Raw genomic sequence first — 17777 nt, forward strand, 5'->3', positions numbered from 1 at the left:
TTCTGGACAGTTCTCGTCTTTTTGGGCAAAATTTGCGCCGCTTCGAAGCTCAACTGCGCGACAAGAATTACTATAACTGCAATGCCGAGCGTGCTGTTCCTGAACGGTCCCAACCTGAACCTTCTCGGTCAGCGGGAACCTGAGATCTACGGCAGCGACACGCTCGAGGACATCGAACGTCGGTTGTGCCAGGTGGCCCGTGAGTATGGACTGTCGGTGGCGTTCTTTCAGACGAATGCCGAGCATGAGTTGATCGAACGTATACACGCGGCCTTCAGGGACGCGACGGACTTTATCGTTATCAACCCCGGAGCCTTTACCCACACCAGCGTCGCGTTGCGCGATGCGCTGTTGGGTACGCGACTGCCCTTCATCGAAGTTCACCTGTCCAATGTCCATGCGCGCGAGGCGTTCCGGCGCCACTCGTATCTTTCCGACATCGCGCGTGGCGTGATCACCGGGTTCGGAGCGCAGGGCTACGAGTTCGCGCTGGCCGCGGCGGCACGCGAGATTTCCAAGAGTTCCTGAGAGAAAAATGGACATCCGAAAAGTAAAAAAGCTGATCGAGATGATCGAGGAGTCCAAGATCGCGGAGATCGAGATCCGCGAAGGGGAGGAATCGATCCGCATCACGCGCTACACGGCGCCGCCACCGGTCGTTGCCGCGCCACCGTCGCCTGCAGCCGCGGCCTATGCGCCGACGGCAAGCCTGCCGCCCGAGACTGTTGCGGCCGAGGCAGAGCCTGAGTTTGCGCACGTCGTCCGGTCCCCGATGGTCGGTACCTTTTACCGGGCGCCGACGCCCGGCGCGAAGGCTTTCGTCGAAGTGGGACAGACCGTCGCTCTGGGCGATACGCTGTGCATCATCGAGGCGATGAAAATCCTGAATCAGATCGAGGCGGACAGGGCCGGGGTGGTCGCGAAGGTTTTCGTCGAGAACGGGCAGCCCGTGGAGTACAACCAGCCGCTGTTCGCGATCGACTAGCCGACTCGCGCCGCCTCGTCCGTTCAGCCAGGTCAATTCCCCATGCTCGGTAAAATCGTCATCGCCAACCGCGGCGAGATCGCTCTTCGTATCCTTCGCGCCTGCCGGGAACTCGGCATCAAGGCCGTTGCCGTCCATTCCGAGGCCGACCGCGACCTTAAACACGTGCGCCTGTCGGACGAGTCGGTCTGCATCGGACCCGCGGCCTCTCGCGACAGTTATCTGAATATCCCGGCGATCATCAGCGCGGCCGAAGTGACCGATGCCGTGGCGATTCACCCCGGCTACGGGTTCTTGTCCGAGAACGCGGACTTCGCGGAAAAGGTCAATCAGAGCGGTTTCATCTTCATCGGCCCGCGTCCCGAGACCATCCGCTTGATGGGCGACAAGGTGTCCGCCATCGAGACGATGAAGAAGGCCGGCATTCCCTGCTTGCCCGGCTCGGACGGCCCCTTGACGGAGGACTACGATGCGTCGCTGAAGATCGCGCGCCGCGTCGGCTTTCCGATCATCATCAAGGCCGCCGGGGGCGGGGGTGGCCGCGGCATGCGGGTCGTCCACAGCGAAGCCAATCTGCACAGCGCCATCACGCTGACGCGCAGTGAAGCCGCCTCCGCCTTCGGCAACGACAGCGTGTACATCGAGAAGTTTCTCGAGAATCCTCGCCATATCGAGTTCCAGGTGATTGCCGACACGCACGGCAACGTGATCCATCTCGGTGAGCGGGATTGCTCCACGCAGCGGCGACATCAGAAGGTCATCGAAGAGGCGCCGGCACCGGGTATCACCGAGACTCAACGGCATGAGATGGGCGAACGCTGCGTCCGCGCCTGTCGCGAAATCGGCTATCTGGGTGCGGGGACCTTCGAATTCCTGTTCCAGGATGGTGAGTTCTACTTCATCGAGATGAACACCCGGGTCCAGGTCGAACATCCGGTGACGGAGATGGTGACGGGCTTCGACATCGTCAAGGAACAGTTGCGGATTGCCGCCGGCGAGCCGCTCTCGTTGCGCCAGGAAGACATCGTCATGCGCGGGCATGCAATCGAATGCCGGATCAACGCCGAGGATCCGGTCACCTTCATGCCGTCGCCCGGGCTGATCGAACAGTTCCACATGCCCGGCGGGCCGGGCATCCGGGTCGAGACCCATATCTACAACGGTTACCGCGTACCGCCCTATTACGATTCGATGATCGGTAAACTGATCGCTCATGGCGAGACGCGTCTCGGCGCGATTGCGCGAATGCGGACCGCGCTGCACGAGATGGTCGTCGGTGGCATCAAGTGCAACATTCCCCTCTTGCTCGATATCGTCAACGACAAGGCCTTCGAGGCCGGTGGCCAGAACATCCACTATTTGGAACAGAAACTCGGCCTGAAGCCCTGAGCCATGTGGCGCCAGCTCGCAGTGGAAGCGGACGAGCACGTCGCCGAGGCAATCGCCGATGCGCTCTCGGACGACGGCGCCTTGTCGGTCAGCCTTCAGGATGCGGGCGATGTGCCATTGTTCGAGCCGAAACCTGGGGAAACACCGATCTGGGCCCGAACCCGAGTGATAGGACTGTTCCCGGAAGAAGCGGACCTGGATACGGTGCGCCGCAACCTGATGGGTCGTTTCGGACAGGCGGTCACAGCCTGTGACGTTGAATCCCTGGAAGACCGGGTCTGGGAACGCGAATGGCTGGAGCATTTTCGGCCCGTCTGCTTTGGGCGTCGGCTATGGGTCTCTCCGACCGGATTTGCCGTCGATGAACCGGGTGCAGTCGTCGTGACGCTGGACCCCGGCCTGGCCTTCGGCACAGGCTCTCATCCGACGACGGCGCTGTGTCTGGAATGGCTGGATGGACAGAATCTGTCCGGCTGCGCCGTTATCGACTACGGTTGTGGATCGGGCATCTTGGCCGTGGCAGCGCTGGTGCTCGGCGCTGCCGAGGCTCATGCCGTCGACATCGATCCCCAGGCCCTGCTCGCCACCGAGGACAACGCCGCCAAGAACGGTGTCGCCGAGCGGGTCCGTTGCGCCGTGCCCGACCAATTCGGTCGTGAAGTCACGGCTGACATCGTGATGGCGAACATCCTCGCCAATCCCCTGATCGACCTCGCCGGCGAATTGTCGCGGCGCGTGCGTGCCGGCGGTTGGCTCGTGTTGTCCGGAATTCTTGCCGAGCAGGGTGCCGATGTCGCGCACGCCTACGCGGCGGGCTTCGAGTTTGCCCCGGTAGCGCAGCGCGAAGGCTGGGTGCGTCTCGTGGGCCGAAAGAGGGGTTGACGTGATGGGCAGCCTACCGCCCCTGCGGTTGCGACGTAACGAAGAACGGCGCCTGCGCGCCGGACACCTGTGGGTGTTCAGCAATGAAGTCGACGTCGAACGAACGCCGCTGCGCGACTTCGCGCCAGGCGATCTGGTCCGTATCGAGGACCATCGCGAGGCTCCGCTCGGCGTCGCCTATATCAATCCCGAGTCCCTGATCTGTGCGCGCGTGCTGACCCGCGATGCCAGGGCCGTCATTGACGACACTTTCCTGACCCGGCGTCTGACCCGGGCCTTGCACCTGCGGGAACTGCTGTTCGATCGGCCGTTCTATCGCCTGTGCTATGGCGAGAGCGACGGCCTGCCCGGCGTTGTCATCGATCGTTTTGGGGATGTGCTGGTCGTGCAGACGAGCACGGCCGGTGCCGAGCGCTTTCTCGATGTGATCGTCGATATCCTGCAGAAACTGCTGATGCCGCGGGTCATCGTGCTGAAGAACGTGTCCAGCCTGCGGACGCTCGAGGGGCTCGACAGCTATGTTCGCGTCGTCAAGGGAGTGGTCGACGGTCCGACCCAGATCCGCGAGAACGATGTCGCGTTCTGGATCGATCCGGTCAACGGGCAGAAGACCGGGTGGTTTTTCGATCATCGTGCCAATCGGGCGATGGCCGCCAAGCTGGCCAAGTGCCAGCGCGTGCTCGATCTGTTCTCCTACAGCGGTGCCTGGGGCGTGCAGGCAGCGGTGTCGGGCGCCGAGCACGTGGATTGCGTCGACAGCTCCGGGCCTGCTCTGGCGCTAGCGCGCGACAATGCCGCGTTGAACAGCGTCGAGGATCGGATGCGCTTCATCGAGTCCGATGTATTCGAGTTCCTGCGACATGCTCGGGAGGATCGCCGGCGTTACGATCTGATCCTGCTCGACCCGCCGGCGCTGATCAAGCGCAAGCGTGACCTCAAGGCGGGCACTGAAGCCTACCGTCGGCTGAACCAGCTCGCTCTGCAGGCCCTGAATTCGGGGGGAGTGCTGGTCTCGGCATCGTGCTCTTATCACTTGTCGCGCGCCTCATTGAGCGACATGCTGCGCGGCCTGACCCGCCACCTGGACCGGCATGCCGTGTTTCTCTGGCAGGGCGGTCAGGGGCCGGACCATCCAGTCCATCCCGCGATCCCGGAAACCGATTATCTGAAGACCATCTTTTGCCACGTCTCGGCGCCGGGCTAAGACGTCTTGTCGGGACGAATCCCACCCGTGAAATGGGATGGATGGTGGGTTCGAGCTTGGTCTCACCCCGTTTACGCCACCCGCCAACCGGAACCCCTGGTACCGCAGCATGCACCTCAACGCCGCGAGTCTAGTCGAACGCGATCTGCGCACGGTCTGGCATCCGTGTTCGCAGATGAAGGATTACGAGGCCACGCCGCCAATCCCGATTCGTAGCGGCTCAGGTGTCTGGCTCGAGGATCATCAGGGGCGCCGCTATCTCGACGCGATCAGTTCGTGGTGGGTGAACCTGTTCGGGCACTGTCATCCGGCGATCGGTGCGGCGGTGGCCGAACAGCTCGTAACGCTGGAGCAGGTGATTTTTGCCGGCTTCACACACGAGCCGGGCATCGTCCTTGCCGAGCGGCTGACCCGACTGGCGCCGCCCGGGCTGACCCGCTGCTTCTACGCGGACAACGGTTCGGCAGCCGTGGAAGTGGCGCTGAAGATGAGCTTCCATTACTGGCGCAATCTCGGGTTCGATCGCAAGACCCGTTTCGTCACGCTGGAGAACAGTTACCACGGCGAAACCCTTGGGGCGCTCGCGGTTGGCGACGTCCCCCTGTATCGCGATACCTACCGCCCCTTGCTAATGGACGTGGTGACCGTCCCCAGCCCCGATTGCTTTTCGCGGGAGCCGGGCGAATCCTGGGCTGAGTGTTCCGAGCGCCGCTTCGCGGAGATCGATCGCCTCCTGGCCGAGTCCGCCGATACGATTTGCGCCGTGATCGTCGAACCGCTAGTGCAATGTGCCGGCGGCATGCGGATGTATCACCCGATCTATCTGGAGCGCCTGCGCGCGGCCTGCGATCGTTACGGCGTCCATCTGATCGCCGACGAGATTGCCGTCGGCTTCGGCCGAACCGGCACGCTGTTCGCGTGTGAGCAGGCCGGCATCACGCCCGACTTCCTGTGCCTGTCGAAGGGGCTGACGGGTGGCTACCTGCCGTTGGCGGCCGTGCTCACCGGCGAGGCGGTCTACAGCGCGTTCTATGACGACTATGTCACGCTGAAGGCCTTTCTGCATTCGCACAGCTACACCGGCAATCCGCTGGCCTGCCGGGCGGCGCTGGCGACGCTGGACTTGTTCGAGGCGTCGGATGTGATCGGTAGCAATCGCGAGCTCGCGGCTCTCATCGCGCGCCAGTGCGAACCCTTCGCGGACCATCCCCATATCGCAGAGGTCCGGCAGACCGGCATGATTGCCGCGATCGAACTGGTGCAGGACAAGGTGCGACGGGTGCCGTACCCGTGGCAGGAACGCCGCGGATTGCGGGTCCACCGCGCGGCACTGGAGCAGGGTGTCCTGTTGCGGCCCCTGGGGCCGGTCGTCTATTTCATGCCGCCATACGTGATCACGCCCGAGGAGATCAAGCGGATGACCGAGGCGGCGCGCGTTGCGATCGATTCCGCCACGGCGGATTGAGCGATGCGCGTGCCGCGACTGTTCTTGCCCGTTGCGCTAGAGGATGGCGCGACGCTTGTGCTGTCGGAAGAGCGGGCGCACTACCTGAAAACGGTGCTCCGTTTACGGGTGGGTGCGGAACTGGTGGTTTTCGATGGCTCGGGCGGTGAGTGTGACGCCGAGGTCGAGCTGCTGAGTCGTGCCGAGTCGCGGCTTCGGCTTGGTAGCCGGCGGGACCGGTCGGCCGAGTCCCCGCTGTCGCTGCATCTGGGGCTTGGCATCTCACGTGGCGACCGGATGGATCTGGTGATCCAGAAAGCCGTCGAGTTGGGTGTCGCGGCGATCAGCCCGCTGATCGCCGAGCGCACCGTGGTTCGGCTCGATGACGGCCGCCGGGCGAGTCGCTGGGTGCATTGGCAACGGGTGGCTCAGAGTGCCTGCGAACAGTGCCATCGGAACCGGATTCCGCATTTGGCGGAGCCGCAGCCACTGCAGCAGTGGCTGGACGAAGTTCGAGGTACCCGCTTGCTGCTGGATCCCGCCGGCACGCATGCCATCGGCGAGGTGACGCCCACCGCGGAAGGTATCGTGTTGTTGTCGGGACCGGAGGGTGGGTTCTCGCCCAGCGAACGGGCGCAGGCCGAAGCGGCCGGCTTCATGCGCGTGCGCTTCGGGCCCCGGATTTTGCGGGCCGAGACGGCGGCGATTGCGGCATTGACCGCCGCCCAGTTGTTGTGGGGTGATTTGCGCAGCTAAGACCTCGGCAGGTCTGTGCCGGCGCGATCAGTCACGAAAGTTTTCGTACTGCAGCGGCTGTGACAGTTCGCCCTTGCGCAACAGCGCGATCACGGCTTGCAGGTCGTCCCGTTTGGCGCCGGAGACTCGCACCTTGTCGCCCTGGATGCTGGCCTGGACCTTGAGCTTAGAGTCCTTGACCATCTTGACGATGGTCTTGGCCAGCACGCTGTCGATGCCCTGCTTGAGTTTCACCGATTGCCGCGCCTGCCGGCCGCTGACCTCGGGGCTCTGGATGTCGAGGCTCTGGATGTCGACACCGCGTTTGGCCAGCTTCGCCTGCAGGATGTCCATCATCTGTTGCAACTGGAATTCCGACTCGGCCTGCAACTGGACGGTATCGTCCTCCACGGCGAATTGCGCGCCGCTGCCCTTGAAATCGAAGCGTGTCGTGACCTCGCGGTTCGCCTGATCGACGGCGTTGTTAACTTCGTGCAGGTTGACTTCGGATACCACGTCAAAAGTCGGCATCGGCAGGACTCTCCTCAACTCAAATTGCGCTGTTCAACAATCAGTTCGTAGGCTTTGCGGATCTGCTGCGTCTTCACGGTCGCGCTGCGGACCCGTTCCTCGGGCGCGCCGGACGCCACCAGCTTGTCCGGATGATGCTGGCCGATCATGCGACGATAAGCCGATTTGATCTCGGCGTCGCTGGCGGTCGGGCGGATCCCCAGGACGATATAGGCCTCGTCGAGAGCGGAGCGCCGCGGGGGTGGCGGCGGAGACCGCGGACGGGTTCGTTCATAACCCGTATGGGCCAGACGCTGCGCGGCATCCACCCGCGCCTTCAAGGCGTAGAAATCGAGTCGCGACAGATGCAGGCGGTCGCAGATCTGGAGTAGCAGGCGCTCCTCGCTGAAGCGCAGGGGGCCATCCGCATAGGCCATTTCCAGCAGAACTTCCATGAACAGGCGGAACAGCGGGTACCGGTGGTGGCACTCATTCCGGAACTGCTCCAGCGCATCGTTCAGTGGAAAGCCCTGTTTCTTGCCTTCGGTGAACAGTTGGATCGCGGCCCGCCGCAGCTCGGTCGAAAGTTCGAAGCGGTCCATGACGGCTTTGGCCGCGTTGATCTCGGCTGCGGAGACAGCGCCGTCGGCTTTGGCCAGGTGTCCCATCACCGAAAACGTGGCGGTGAAAAACGCCATTTGCACTCGGCGCTGGTCGCCGATTTCGAGCCGGGGCTCCAGTCGCTCGGGTCCTCGCCGGCCACGGTCGTACTGATGTCCGGCTGCGGCGCCCAGGATGGCGCCGAGAGGGCCTCCCATCAGAAATCCGAATGCGCCCCCCAGCACCTTGCCGAGCCAGCTCATGTCGCCATGACTGATTTTTTCTTGCCTCAAGGTCTGCAAACTACCATGATTGAGGGCCAACCAGCAGGTCCAGACCACCGGGAAACGCGATTAACATGGACACCTTGTTCGAGAGCGCCCTGACCGCGCTGCCGCTGCGCAGCCGTGGCAAGGTTCGCGACATTTACGATATCGACGGCGAATATTATCTCATTGTGACGACCGATCGGCTTTCCGCCTTCGATGTCGTGCTGCCGGATCCGATCCCGGAAAAGGGGCGCGTGCTGACGGCCGTGTCGCGCTTCTGGTTCGAGCGACTGTCATCGGTGATCGGCAACCATCTCGCGGATCTCGATCTCGCAGCGGTTCTGCCGGATCCTGAGGAACGCGCGCTGGTCGCGGGGCGTTCGATGGTGGTCCGAAAACTGCAACCGCTGCCGGTCGAGGCCGTGGTGCGGGGGTATCTGATCGGATCCGGCTGGAAGGACTATCTGGTGACCGGCGCGGTCTGCGGGATGCCGCTGCCGGCCGGGTTGGCAATGGCTCAACAGCTTCCCGAGGCGATTTTCACGCCTTCCACGAAGGCGGAGATGGGGTCCCACGACGCGAACATCGATTTCGACGAAACCTGTCGGTTGATCGGCCGTGACCTCGCCGAGCAAGTCCGCGACGTCAGCCTGACGCTGTACCGTACTGCGGCTGCCTATGCGCTGCAACGCGGCATCATCATCGCCGACACCAAGTTCGAGTTCGGCCTGGACCGCGACGGCAACCTGGTCTGGATCGACGAAGCGTTGACGCCCGATTCCTCCCGTTTCTGGCCCGCCGATCAGTACCGCGTCGGGATTAGTCCGCCGAGTTTCGACAAGCAGTTCGTGCGCGATTATCTGGAGACGCTGGATTGGAACAAGCGTGCGCCGGGTCCGCATCTCCCCCCCGAGATCATCGCGAAGACTGCTGCAAAATATCGCGAGGCCGAAGTTCGTCTGACGCAGGCTTAGCCCGCGGCCGGCGTCGTTCCGGGGTCCGCCCGAAACCGGGCGCTTTCGGCGAGGCCAATCGCCTTTCGCTATAATCGCCGCGTTTTCATCGAATCAGGCAACGTCTTCCACCATGGCAAAAAGCACGATCAAGAAAGTCATCCTCGCGTACTCCGGTGGTCTCGACACCTCGGTCATCCTGAAGTGGCTGCAGGAGGTCTACGACTGCGAGGTCGTGACCTTCACCGCGGACATCGGGCAGGGCGAAGAACTCGAGCCGGCGCGCGCCAAGGCGCAGGCGATGGGCATCAAGGAGATCTACATCGACGACCTGCGCGAGGAATTCGCCCGTGATTTCGTGTTCCCGATGTTTCGTGCGAATGCGATCTACGAGGGTGAATACCTTCTCGGCACCTCGATCGCCCGACCGCTGATAGCAAAACGGCTGATCGAGATCGCGAACGAGACCGGAGCCGACAGCATTTCGCACGGCGCCACCGGCAAGGGGAACGATCAGGTTCGTTTCGAGCTCGGTGCCTACGCCCTCCGGCCCGACATCCGGGTGATCGCACCATGGCGCGAATGGGATCTGACCTCGCGCGAAACTCTGGTCGCCTACGCCGAAAAGCACGGCATACCGATCGAGATGAAGCGCGGCAAGGCCTCGCCCTATTCGATGGATGCCAACCTGCTGCATATCTCTTATGAGGGTGGGGTGCTCGAAGATCCTTGGGACGAACCCGAGGAGTCGATGTGGCGCTGGACGGTTTCGCCCGAAAAGGCGCCCGACCGGCCGACCTACATGGAACTGACCTACGCGCGCGGCGACATCGTGGCGATCGATGGTGTCACCGTTTCGCCGGCGCAGGCGTTGAAACTGTTGAATCAGGTCGGTGGAGCCAACGGTATCGGGCGCCTCGATATCGTTGAGAATCGCTACGTCGGCATGAAGTCTCGCGGCTGCTACGAAACGCCGGGCGGCACGATCATGCTGCGGGCGCATCGGGCGATCGAATCGCTGACGCTGGATCGCGAAGTCGCGCACCTCAAGGACGAGTTGATGCCCCGCTATGCAAGCTTGATCTACAACGGCTACTGGTGGAGTCCGGAGCGGCAGATGATGCAGCAGATGATCGATGCTTCCCAGGCCGCGGTGAACGGTGTCGTGCGGCTGAAGCTCTACAAGGGCAATGTGACCGTGGTTGGTCGCAAGTCGGAGCGGGACAGCCTGTTCGACACCAACATCGCAACCTTCGAGGACGATGCGGGAGCATATGATCAGAAGGACGCCGAGGGCTTCATCAAGCTCAACGCATTACGGCTTCGGATCGCGGGGCGCAAGAGCCGCGTCTGAGTCCTCTCAGGGTCGCACCTCTCCGAGGTGCGACCGGCGGCAGCGGTGAGGCCCGCGACCTGCCGATTGGCTCGCGGCAGCCGCTGGCGGTTGGCCGACCGCCTCGTCGCTGCCGGCCAGGTTCGGCCGGCATCTGTTTCGCGGCGCGATGTTGAACCGTCGGGCATGGGCCCTGCGTGACTTCGTGCTCATCTCGCTAGATGAACGCCAGCAGCAGTAGGAGTCCGCTCCAGCCGGCCAGCCAACTGCCCGCGATCTTCATCGCCACGAGGGTTTCCACGGTCTCTTTGCTTTCGAGTTTGATACTCATCGTTTGTCTCCTTCCCCGGTCAGAAATTGCCCACTAATCTTGCCCCGGTCTCGCTGACGGGCTCTGGCTCGGATGCCGAGCTGCCTTTCCGAACGTTGAATCAGTCGCCTACGCAAGCCATGAGCGGGGTGTGTAAATTCCGCCTGAAGCGGACCGCCGATCACGCGCAGTGCCGGGTCGCTTCCTCACGATTTGCGCCGCTGCCCGCTGCACTGGTGTTCCGGGTGTCTAGACGATAAGCTTCGCGTCCCGAGCACACCGTGAACGAGTGGCTTCCCCTATGGGTATTTTTTCCCGACGTCCTCGCCTTGCGAGACGGTTAAATCAGGCTCCGATCTCGAGCTCGGGCGGTGTTCGTCAGGGGAACTCGCTCGCACAGGTTCCATGTCTCGCGCTTCGCTTGACAGGATCGGCCGCGATCGGTAGCCTTAGGTTTCGTTACGAAACTGTATTGCTTGGGCCAGTAGTTGGGTCCGCCGGGGCCCCTTTTCGGTAGGGTGGTACCGGTCGCTCGGCGAGTAGCCGCTCTTCGCAGTCCTCTTGGAGTTCTGAAATGACAACACGCCATCGTGCCAGGCATGCCTCACTGACCTTCTTTCTCGCTGGACTGCTACTGTCGGCGGGTTCCGGCATGGCGAAGGAATTGACGCCGGCTGAGCGGACTCAGGCCGAAACGCTATTCAACGGCAATTGCGCCAGCTGCCATGGTCAGGACCTGGGCGGTTATCTGGCGCCCGCCTTGAATAAGACCCGGTTGGCCGGCCGCAGCCCAACGACGCTGCGCAGCATGATCATGACCGGCGTGTTCGACACCCTGATGCCGCCGTTTTACGGCAAGCTCAGTGACGATCAGATCAAGCTGCTGGTCAACTACATCTCGACGACTCCGAAGCTTGATCCGAAGTGGACGCTGGACGACATGAAGCGTTCCCTGAAGGTCCATGTGCAGGATGAGTCCACGCTGCCCGAAAAGCCGGGCTACGCGATCGAGAACATGGACGATCTGCTCGGCGTCGCGGCGCGTGGCCGCTATGGGCGCGGCGCCGGTTCGAAGGCGGTGTTCATCAACAGTGCCAACAACACCAAGGTCGGTGAGGTGCCGACCGCGACCGCGGCGCACATCATCGAGTTCAACCCCGTCAATCCGCGCTGGGCCTACGTCAAGACCGATGCCGCCGAGCTGTACAAGGTCGACCTGTATTCGATGAAGATCGTCCGCGAGATCAAGACCGGCCTGAATGGCCCGGCGCTCGGAATTTCGCGCGACGGCCGCTACCTGATGGCGGGCTCGTTCGTACCACATGTCGCGGTCATTCTCGATGCCAACACGCTGGAGCCGTTGAAGCTCTTCGCGCTCGAAGGTGTCGATCCCGACGGCAAGTTCGTGACTTCCGATTCGGGCATGATCACCGGCACGCCGTATGCGGATGTCTTTGCGATCGCGCTGGAGAACGCCGGACAGGTCTGGGTCATCGATCTGAAGAGCCCCGATTTCCCGGTCACGGCGATCAAGGACGTCGGGCGCCACCTGCACGATGCCTTCCTTTCGCACGGCGGCCGCAAGCTGATGGTCGCGTCCTACGACGACAGCATCGTCGCCGCGATCGATCTCGAAGAGCGCAAGCTCATCAAGAAGTTGCCGGCCGGTTGCGTGCCGCATGTCGGCGGTGGATCGGTCGTGAAGGTGAACGGCAAGACGCTCGGTTTCGGTACCAATTTCGGTGATTGCGACCACGAGGTCGTCAGTGTCTGGGATCTGGATGCGATGGAAGTCGTCAAGCAGGTGCCGGTCAGCGGTGGCACCGAATCGCCGGCCGCGCATCCCAATGCGCCGTACGTGGCGGTCGACATCATCAGCAAGGACCGTCGGGCCCGTACCATCCAGCTGATCGACAAGAATACGCTCGAGGTGGCGAAGACCCTCGACGTGGGCGGGCATGCCTACTTCCCCGAATACAACGCGCGCGGCAATCTCCTCTTCGTCAGCGCGGGCTATTCGGGGGATGAGGTCGTCGCGTTCGATTCGCAAACTCTGAATCGCGTGGCTTCATTCGAAATGGAAAGCCCGGCCGGCATCTTCTCGCGGGCACGGGCGAAGTTCATGACCCGCGGGCTCGCGCCCGGTGACCTATGACGCCCACGGATCCGGGTGTCCGGAGTAATCCTCGAAAAGACAGGAGAAATGCCATGTCCAGATTGCGTGTCCCGTTCGCACTGATCGTCGCGCTGGGTTCGGGCCCGGCCGCGGCGGCGAACCCGGAGGCCGGCAAGGCTACGGTAGAGTCGGTCTGCGCGGCTTGTCACGGTATCACGGGCATCAGTGCCGGCGATGCCTTTCCGAACCTCGCCGGACAAAAGGAGGCCTACCTGCGCTCGGCGCTGACCGCCTACCGGGATGGGACCAGAAAGGCGCCGATCATGAACAACATGGCGGCCAGCCTGAAGGACGAGCAGATTGCGGATGTCGCTGCGTACCTGTCGTCGTTGAAGCGCTGCGAATAGCCGGTGGTCAAGGAGTTAGCCTGGGGGTTGTTGCTGGCGCCGATGGTCGTCCACGCCGAGACGCTGAAGGCGGAGCGCCAGCAGCAACTGCTCAACCTGTTGAAGCAGGATTGCGGGTCCTGTCATGGCTTGCAGTTCAAAGGCGGTCTGGGTCCGCCGCTGCTCCCCGAGGCGCTGAGTGGCAAACCCGACTCGACCCTGATCGATACGATTGTGAATGGTCGCCCCGGTACGGCCATGCCTCCGTGGCGGGGTTTCCTGACCGCGGATGAAGCCGCGTGGCTGGTTAATCAACTGCGTAACCCCCAATGAAGTTCCTGGTTCGTCTGCTCGCTCTGGTGGCCCCTCTGTCCTTGGCGGTCGGCGCCGAGCTTCGCGGTACCGGCGATCTCGGTGTCGTCGTCGAGCGTGCCGAGGGCAGCGTGCAGATCGTCGACACGACCCGCAGGACCCGCGTCGGCCGGATTACCGGCCTGGGCGACCTGTCCCACGCGACGGCCGTTTTTTCCCGCGACGAGCGCTACGCCTACCTGTTCGGCCGCGACGGCGCGCTGACCAAGCTGGACCTGTTGGCGGGTAACGTCGCGAAGCGCGCCGAACAGGCCCACAACAGCGTCGGCGGCGCGATATCGCAGGATGGGCGCCTGCTCGCAAGTTCCAATTACACGCCGGGCGGCGTGCGGGTGTTTTCTGCCGAAACGCTGGAGCGGGTCGCCGACATTCCGGCCGAGTACGGCAACGGACAGTTGTCCAAGGTCGTCGGTCTGGTCGACGCGCCCGGGCAGCGCTTCGTGTTCAGTCTGTTCGAAGCGGGCGAAATCTGGGTCGCGGATCTGCATGATCCCAAAGCGCCCAAGGTCCAGAAGTTCAAGGCGGGGAAGGAACCGTACGATGCGCTCATCTCTCCGGACGGCCGGTACTATATCGCCGGACTGTTCGGCGAGGAGGGTTTGGCGCTGCTCGATCTGTGGAATCTCGACGCCGGGGTCAAGCGGATTCTGCCGGTCTATGCGAAAACCGACGAGAAACTCCCGGTGTTCAAGATGCCACACCTTGAAGGCCGGGCGCTGGTCGGCGACTACTGGTTCCTGCCGGCGGTCGGCCATCACGAGATGCTGGTCGTCGACCGCCGCTCTTGGGAGGTCGTCAAGCGCATTCCGCTCGAAGGCCAGCCGGTGTTCGTGATCGCGCGGCCGGACGACCGGCAGATCTGGGTCAATTTCGCGCTGCCCGACAACGACAAGCTGCATGTGATCGATACGCAGACCCTCAGCGTGGTCAAGCGGCTGGCACCGGGCAAGGCGGTGCTGCACATGGAGTTCACGCCCAAGGGCGAGGAAATCTGGGTGTCCGCGCGCGATGACGACCGCCTGGTCGTTTACGACACCGAGACCTTGGAAGAGAAGGCGCGGCTGCCGGCAGACAAGCCCAGCGGCATCTTTTTCACGGCACGCGCGCACCGTCTCGGACTGTGACATGGCCACCGCGCTTTCTGTCTTGCAGCAGCATCTGCTGAACGATTTCCAGCGTGACCTGCCATTGACGCCGACCCCTTACCGGGAGATGGCGGACGCCTTGGGAGTTGACGAGGAAGCCGTGCTGTCCCACCTGCAGTCGCTGCAGACCGGCGGCGTGATCAGCCGCGTCGGGCCGGTATTCGCGCCCAACCGCCTTGGTGCCAGCACACTGGCGGCAGTTGCGGTGCCTCCGGAACGGTTGGAGGAAGTGGCGGCGTTGGTGAACACCTATGCCGAGGTCAATCACAACTACGAGCGCGAGCATCGCTATAACCTGTGGTTCGTATTGACCGCGAGGGACGAGGCACGCCTGAGCGAGGTTCTCGCGCAGATCGAGGCGGCGACCGGTCTTCCGGTCCTTTCGCTGCCGCTGCTTGAGGAATTCCATATCGATCTCGGTTTCCCGCTGCGCTGGGAGGACTGACGCGTGGCGACGGTGAACGATCCGCGTGAAGATCCCAGGCTGGCGCGCCTGCTGGAAGCCATTCAATCCGGCTTGCCGTTGACGCCTCGCCCTTATGCAGAATTGGGCGAGCGGGTCGGCTTGAGTGAAGGTGAGGTCGTCGACACCGTGTCGCGCTGGGTGCGCGAAGGGCTGATCAAGCGGCTCGGTGTCGTCGTGCGCCACCGCCCGCTGGGCTACCGAGCCAATGCGATGGTGGTCTGGGATGTCCCCGATGACCGCGTCGGCGACATCGGGCGCCGGATGAGCGCCCACGAGTTTGTGACCCTGTGCTATCGACGGCCCCGTCGGGGCGAGGACTGGCCCTACAACCTGTTCTGCATGATCCACGGACGTGACCGCCACAGCGTGAACGCCCAGATCGAATTGCTCGCGGAAGCCTGTGGATTGACCGATACGCCGCGCGCCGTGCTGTTCAGCAGCCGTTGCTTCAAGCAGCGCGGGGCGCGCTATCTGGCGGAGGTGCCCTCCGGCGACACACGGTCTGGCCGGATGCGCCCGGCATGACCGAGACCGAGCGGGTCGTCATCAATGGTCTGCAGGGCGGATTCCCGATCTGCGAGCGGCCATTTCTCGAGGCCGCGGAGAAACTGGGCCTGGGCGAGGAGGAGTTGATCGGCGTCATTGAGGGGCTGCTCGATCAGGGCCTGCTGAGCCGCTTCGGACCGCTGTACCACGCCGAGCGGCTCGGCGGGGCACTGAGCCTTGCCGCGATGAAAGTGCCTGAGGCCGAGTTCGATGCGATTGCCGAGCGGGTCAATGCGTTCCCCGAGGTCGCGCACAACTACGCCCGCGACCACGCGTTGAACATGTGGTTCGTACTGGCCACCGAAACGGTGGAGCGACATCGGGCCGTGTTGCGCGAGATCGAGGCTGCTACCGGCCTGAACGTCTACGACATGCCCAAGATCACCGAATACTTCGTCGGCCTGCATTTCGTTGTCTGAGCTATGGAGACGCCCGTGCTCGACGACACCGACCGCCGCCTGATCCTGGCCACTCAGGCTGGTTTGCCGCTGACGCCAAGGCCTTATCATGCGCTGGCCGAGCAACTCGGCCTGTCGCCCCAAGACGTCATGGTGCGACTCCGGACGCTGCTCGATCGCGGCGTGATCCGTCGCATCGGGGTGGTGCCGAACCATTACCGCATTGGCTACACCGCCAACGGCATGACGGTCTGGGATGTGCCGGATGAGCGCGTCGATGAACTCGGCGAACAGGTTGGCCGAATGCCATCGGTTAGCCATTGTTACCACCGGCCGCGCCATCTGCCGGACTGGCCGTATAACCTGTTCGCCATGGTGCACGGGCGGACGCGGGCCGATGTCGAGCAAGAGGCCGATCGGATTGCCGCGGTGCTCGGTTCCGCGGTCCGCGCCCGCAGCGTGCTGTACAGCACCCGCATCCTGAAGAAGACCGGGCTGCGGTTGCAGTCCTAGCCCAGCCGCGACCTCATGTTCCGCATCACCCCCTATATCCAGGAACTGCTGACGCCTTCGGCGCCGCCGGCGACGTCACGGCGCCGCGTCCTGCCGGGTCCCGTCGTTATCTGGAATCTGGTGCGGCGCTGCAATCTGACATGCAAGCACTGCTATACCACCTCGGCCGACATCGATTTTCCGGGTGAACTGAGCACCGAGGAGGTGTTCACGGTCATGGATGACCTCAAGGCCTTCCGAGTGCCGGTGCTGATCCTGTCGGGCGGCGAGCCGCTGCTGCGGCCCGACATCTATGACATCGCCGCTCGGGCGAAAGGGCTCGGCTTCTACGTGGGGCTGTCCAGCAACGGCACGCTGATCACCGACGAGAACATCGATCGCATCGCCGCGGTCGGCTTCGATTACGTCGGCGTCAGCCTGGACGGTCTGCGCGACACACATGACGCCTTCCGGCGTAGCAAAGGTTCATTCGACCGATCGCTGGCTGGCGTCCGGCTTTGCGTGGCCCACGGCCTGAAAGTGGGACTGCGGTTTACGCTGACGCGCGATAACTTCGCCGATTTTCCGGGCATGCTCGACCTGATGGGGCAGGAGCGTGTCGACAAGTTCTATCTGTCCCACCTCAATTACGGTGGCCGCGGCAACCGCAACCGCAAGGACGATGCGGTCTACCTGATGACCCGGCAGGTCATGGACCGGTTGTTCGAAACTTGCCTGGAGCGGCTTCGCGCCGGTGACCCGGCCGAGTTCGTGACCGGCAACAACGATGCCGACGGGGTTTACCTGCTGCACTGGGCGGAAGCACGTTTCCCGGGCAGCGTGCCAGCGCTGCGCGCAAAGTTGACCGCCTGGGGCGGCAATGCTTCCGGTGTCAATATCGCCAATATCGACAATCTTGGCAACGTACACCCCGATACGTTCTGGTGGCACTACGGTCTCGGCAATGTCCGTGACCGGCCTTTCTCGGCGATCTGGCCTGACACGAGCGATCCACTGATGGCGGGACTTAAGCAGGATCCTCGGCCGGTGAGGGGCCGCTGTGGTGCTTGCGCCCACCTCGATATCTGCAATGGCAATACCCGCGTTCGCGCCCACCAGACCACCGGCGATCCTTGGGCGGAGGATCCCGGTTGTTATCTGACTGATCAGGAGATTCAGGTCTCGCGCGACCCGGCTTGCCGGGCCGCCGGTCGTGAGGTCGGCGCTCCCCTGATCTGAGTA

General features: G+C 63.3%; 20 protein-coding genes. 18 read left to right on the forward strand and 2 right to left on the reverse strand.

Annotated elements, in window-relative coordinates; genetic code table 11:
- The first annotated feature begins 81 nt into the window (after positions 1-81).
- From aroQ to BWR02_RS10945, 7 genes are all read left to right on the forward strand, one after another.
- Positions 82-528 (forward strand): type II 3-dehydroquinate dehydratase, encoded by a 447-nt coding sequence (aroQ, locus tag BWR02_RS10915; RefSeq protein WP_139557811.1) that lies wholly within the window; start codon positions 82-84, stop codon positions 526-528.
- A 7-nt stretch (positions 529-535) separates the two neighbouring features.
- A complete protein-coding gene (accB, locus tag BWR02_RS10920; RefSeq protein ID WP_129883702.1) occupies positions 536-985 on the forward strand; it encodes an acetyl-CoA carboxylase biotin carboxyl carrier protein in 450 nt (149 codons plus the stop codon).
- A gap of 42 nt (positions 986-1027) precedes the next feature.
- A complete protein-coding gene (accC, locus tag BWR02_RS10925) occupies positions 1028-2374 on the forward strand; it encodes an acetyl-CoA carboxylase biotin carboxylase subunit (protein ID WP_129883701.1) in 1347 nt (448 codons plus the stop codon).
- 3 nt (positions 2375-2377) lie between these two features.
- Positions 2378-3256 (forward strand): 50S ribosomal protein L11 methyltransferase, encoded by an 879-nt coding sequence (prmA, locus tag BWR02_RS10930; protein ID WP_139557812.1) that lies wholly within the window; start codon positions 2378-2380, stop codon positions 3254-3256.
- A 4-nt stretch (positions 3257-3260) separates the two neighbouring features.
- The gene (locus BWR02_RS10935) at positions 3261-4460 is read left to right on the forward strand and encodes a class I SAM-dependent rRNA methyltransferase (RefSeq protein WP_139557813.1); all 1200 of its coding nucleotides are present in this window, start codon (positions 3261-3263) and stop codon (positions 4458-4460) included.
- Between the two features lie 109 nt (positions 4461-4569).
- Positions 4570-5925, forward strand: coding sequence for an adenosylmethionine--8-amino-7-oxononanoate transaminase (locus tag BWR02_RS10940; RefSeq protein WP_139557814.1), 1356 nt, complete (start codon positions 4570-4572; stop codon positions 5923-5925).
- Positions 5926-5928: 3 nt separating this feature from the next.
- Positions 5929-6660, forward strand: a complete 732-nt coding sequence (locus BWR02_RS10945; RefSeq protein ID WP_139557815.1) for a 16S rRNA (uracil(1498)-N(3))-methyltransferase — start codon at positions 5929-5931, stop codon at positions 6658-6660.
- Positions 6661-6687: 27 nt separating this feature from the next.
- On the opposite strand, the gene BWR02_RS10950 is transcribed toward BWR02_RS10945, so the two are convergent.
- Both BWR02_RS10950 and djlA read right to left on the reverse strand, forming a co-directional pair.
- Complete coding sequence (locus BWR02_RS10950) at positions 6688-7170, reverse strand: YajQ family cyclic di-GMP-binding protein (RefSeq protein WP_139557816.1); 483 nt, start codon at positions 7168-7170, stop codon at positions 6688-6690.
- A 14-nt stretch (positions 7171-7184) separates the two neighbouring features.
- Positions 7185-8042: a co-chaperone DjlA gene (gene djlA / locus BWR02_RS10955; protein ID WP_236102136.1), complete on the reverse strand. Its 858-nt coding sequence runs from the start codon at positions 8040-8042 to the stop codon at positions 7185-7187.
- Positions 8043-8107: 65 nt separating this feature from the next.
- On the opposite strand from djlA, the gene BWR02_RS10960 reads away from it, so the two are divergent.
- The 11 genes from BWR02_RS10960 to nirJ all read left to right on the forward strand — a co-directional run bounded on the left by BWR02_RS10960 (position 8108) and on the right by nirJ (position 17774).
- Complete coding sequence (locus BWR02_RS10960) at positions 8108-8992, forward strand: phosphoribosylaminoimidazolesuccinocarboxamide synthase (protein ID WP_139557817.1); 885 nt, start codon at positions 8108-8110, stop codon at positions 8990-8992.
- 112 nt (positions 8993-9104) lie between these two features.
- Positions 9105-10325, forward strand: coding sequence for an argininosuccinate synthase (locus BWR02_RS10965; protein WP_139557818.1), 1221 nt, complete (start codon positions 9105-9107; stop codon positions 10323-10325).
- 863 nt (positions 10326-11188) lie between these two features.
- Positions 11189-12769 (forward strand): nitrite reductase, encoded by a 1581-nt coding sequence (locus BWR02_RS10970; RefSeq protein WP_268921413.1) that lies wholly within the window; start codon positions 11189-11191, stop codon positions 12767-12769.
- 53 nt (positions 12770-12822) lie between these two features.
- Complete coding sequence (locus BWR02_RS10975; protein WP_139557819.1) at positions 12823-13137, forward strand: c-type cytochrome; 315 nt, start codon at positions 12823-12825, stop codon at positions 13135-13137.
- 3 nt (positions 13138-13140) lie between these two features.
- Complete coding sequence (locus BWR02_RS10980; protein ID WP_328591519.1) at positions 13141-13449, forward strand: c-type cytochrome; 309 nt, start codon at positions 13141-13143, stop codon at positions 13447-13449.
- Positions 13446-14612, forward strand: a complete 1167-nt coding sequence (locus BWR02_RS10985; RefSeq protein WP_139557820.1) for a cytochrome D1 domain-containing protein — start codon at positions 13446-13448, stop codon at positions 14610-14612. The genes BWR02_RS10980 and BWR02_RS10985 overlap by 4 nt, the downstream gene beginning before the upstream one ends.
- A 1-nt stretch (position 14613) precedes the next feature.
- Positions 14614-15078 carry an Lrp/AsnC family transcriptional regulator gene (locus tag BWR02_RS10990; RefSeq protein ID WP_139557821.1) on the forward strand — a complete coding sequence of 155 codons (465 nt, stop codon included), beginning with the start codon at positions 14614-14616 and terminating at the stop codon, positions 15076-15078.
- Positions 15079-15081: 3 nt separating this feature from the next.
- Complete coding sequence (ahbB, locus tag BWR02_RS10995; RefSeq protein ID WP_236102138.1) at positions 15082-15624, forward strand: siroheme decarboxylase subunit beta; 543 nt, start codon at positions 15082-15084, stop codon at positions 15622-15624.
- Entirely contained in the window at positions 15621-16064 is a 444-nt protein-coding gene (locus BWR02_RS11000; protein ID WP_139557822.1) for an Lrp/AsnC family transcriptional regulator, read from the forward strand. The genes ahbB (BWR02_RS10995) and BWR02_RS11000 overlap by 4 nt, the downstream gene beginning before the upstream one ends.
- Positions 16065-16079: 15 nt before the next feature.
- Positions 16080-16556: a siroheme decarboxylase subunit beta gene (ahbB, locus tag BWR02_RS11005; protein WP_236102140.1), complete on the forward strand. Its 477-nt coding sequence runs from the start codon at positions 16080-16082 to the stop codon at positions 16554-16556.
- Between the two features lie 15 nt (positions 16557-16571).
- Entirely contained in the window at positions 16572-17774 is a 1203-nt protein-coding gene (nirJ, locus tag BWR02_RS11010) for a heme d1 biosynthesis radical SAM protein NirJ (RefSeq protein ID WP_139557824.1), read from the forward strand.
- The last annotated feature ends 3 nt before the right edge of the window (positions 17775-17777 follow it).

Origin of the sequence: Methylotetracoccus oryzae (assembly GCF_006175985.1) — a bacterium.
Classification (GTDB): Bacteria; Pseudomonadota; Gammaproteobacteria; order Methylococcales; family Methylococcaceae; genus Methylotetracoccus; species Methylotetracoccus oryzae.

Bases quoted from the DNA above. Each gene is read 5' to 3' on its own strand.
- aroQ (WP_139557811.1), top strand. From the start codon at position 82: ATGCCGAGCGTGCTGTTCCTGAACGGTCCCAACCTGAACCTTCTCGGT.
- accB (WP_129883702.1), top strand. From the start codon at position 536: ATGGACATCCGAAAAGTAAAAAAGCTGATCGAGATGATCGAGGAGTCC.
- accC (WP_129883701.1), top strand. From the start codon at position 1,028: ATGCTCGGTAAAATCGTCATCGCCAACCGCGGCGAGATCGCTCTTCGT.
- prmA (WP_139557812.1), top strand. From the start codon at position 2,378: ATGTGGCGCCAGCTCGCAGTGGAAGCGGACGAGCACGTCGCCGAGGCA.
- BWR02_RS10935 (WP_139557813.1), top strand. From the start codon at position 3,261: ATGGGCAGCCTACCGCCCCTGCGGTTGCGACGTAACGAAGAACGGCGC.
- BWR02_RS10940 (WP_139557814.1), top strand. From the start codon at position 4,570: ATGCACCTCAACGCCGCGAGTCTAGTCGAACGCGATCTGCGCACGGTC.
- BWR02_RS10945 (WP_139557815.1), top strand. From the start codon at position 5,929: ATGCGCGTGCCGCGACTGTTCTTGCCCGTTGCGCTAGAGGATGGCGCG.
- BWR02_RS10950 (WP_139557816.1), bottom strand. From the start codon at position 7,170: ATGCCGACTTTTGACGTGGTATCCGAAGTCAACCTGCACGAAGTTAAC.
- BWR02_RS10960 (WP_139557817.1), top strand. From the start codon at position 8,108: ATGGACACCTTGTTCGAGAGCGCCCTGACCGCGCTGCCGCTGCGCAGC.
- BWR02_RS10965 (WP_139557818.1), top strand. From the start codon at position 9,105: ATGGCAAAAAGCACGATCAAGAAAGTCATCCTCGCGTACTCCGGTGGT.
- BWR02_RS10970 (WP_268921413.1), top strand. From the start codon at position 11,189: ATGACAACACGCCATCGTGCCAGGCATGCCTCACTGACCTTCTTTCTC.
- BWR02_RS10975 (WP_139557819.1), top strand. From the start codon at position 12,823: ATGTCCAGATTGCGTGTCCCGTTCGCACTGATCGTCGCGCTGGGTTCG.
- BWR02_RS10985 (WP_139557820.1), top strand. From the start codon at position 13,446: ATGAAGTTCCTGGTTCGTCTGCTCGCTCTGGTGGCCCCTCTGTCCTTG.
- BWR02_RS10990 (WP_139557821.1), top strand. From the start codon at position 14,614: ATGGCCACCGCGCTTTCTGTCTTGCAGCAGCATCTGCTGAACGATTTC.
- BWR02_RS11000 (WP_139557822.1), top strand. From the start codon at position 15,621: ATGACCGAGACCGAGCGGGTCGTCATCAATGGTCTGCAGGGCGGATTC.
- nirJ (WP_139557824.1), top strand. From the start codon at position 16,572: ATGTTCCGCATCACCCCCTATATCCAGGAACTGCTGACGCCTTCGGCG.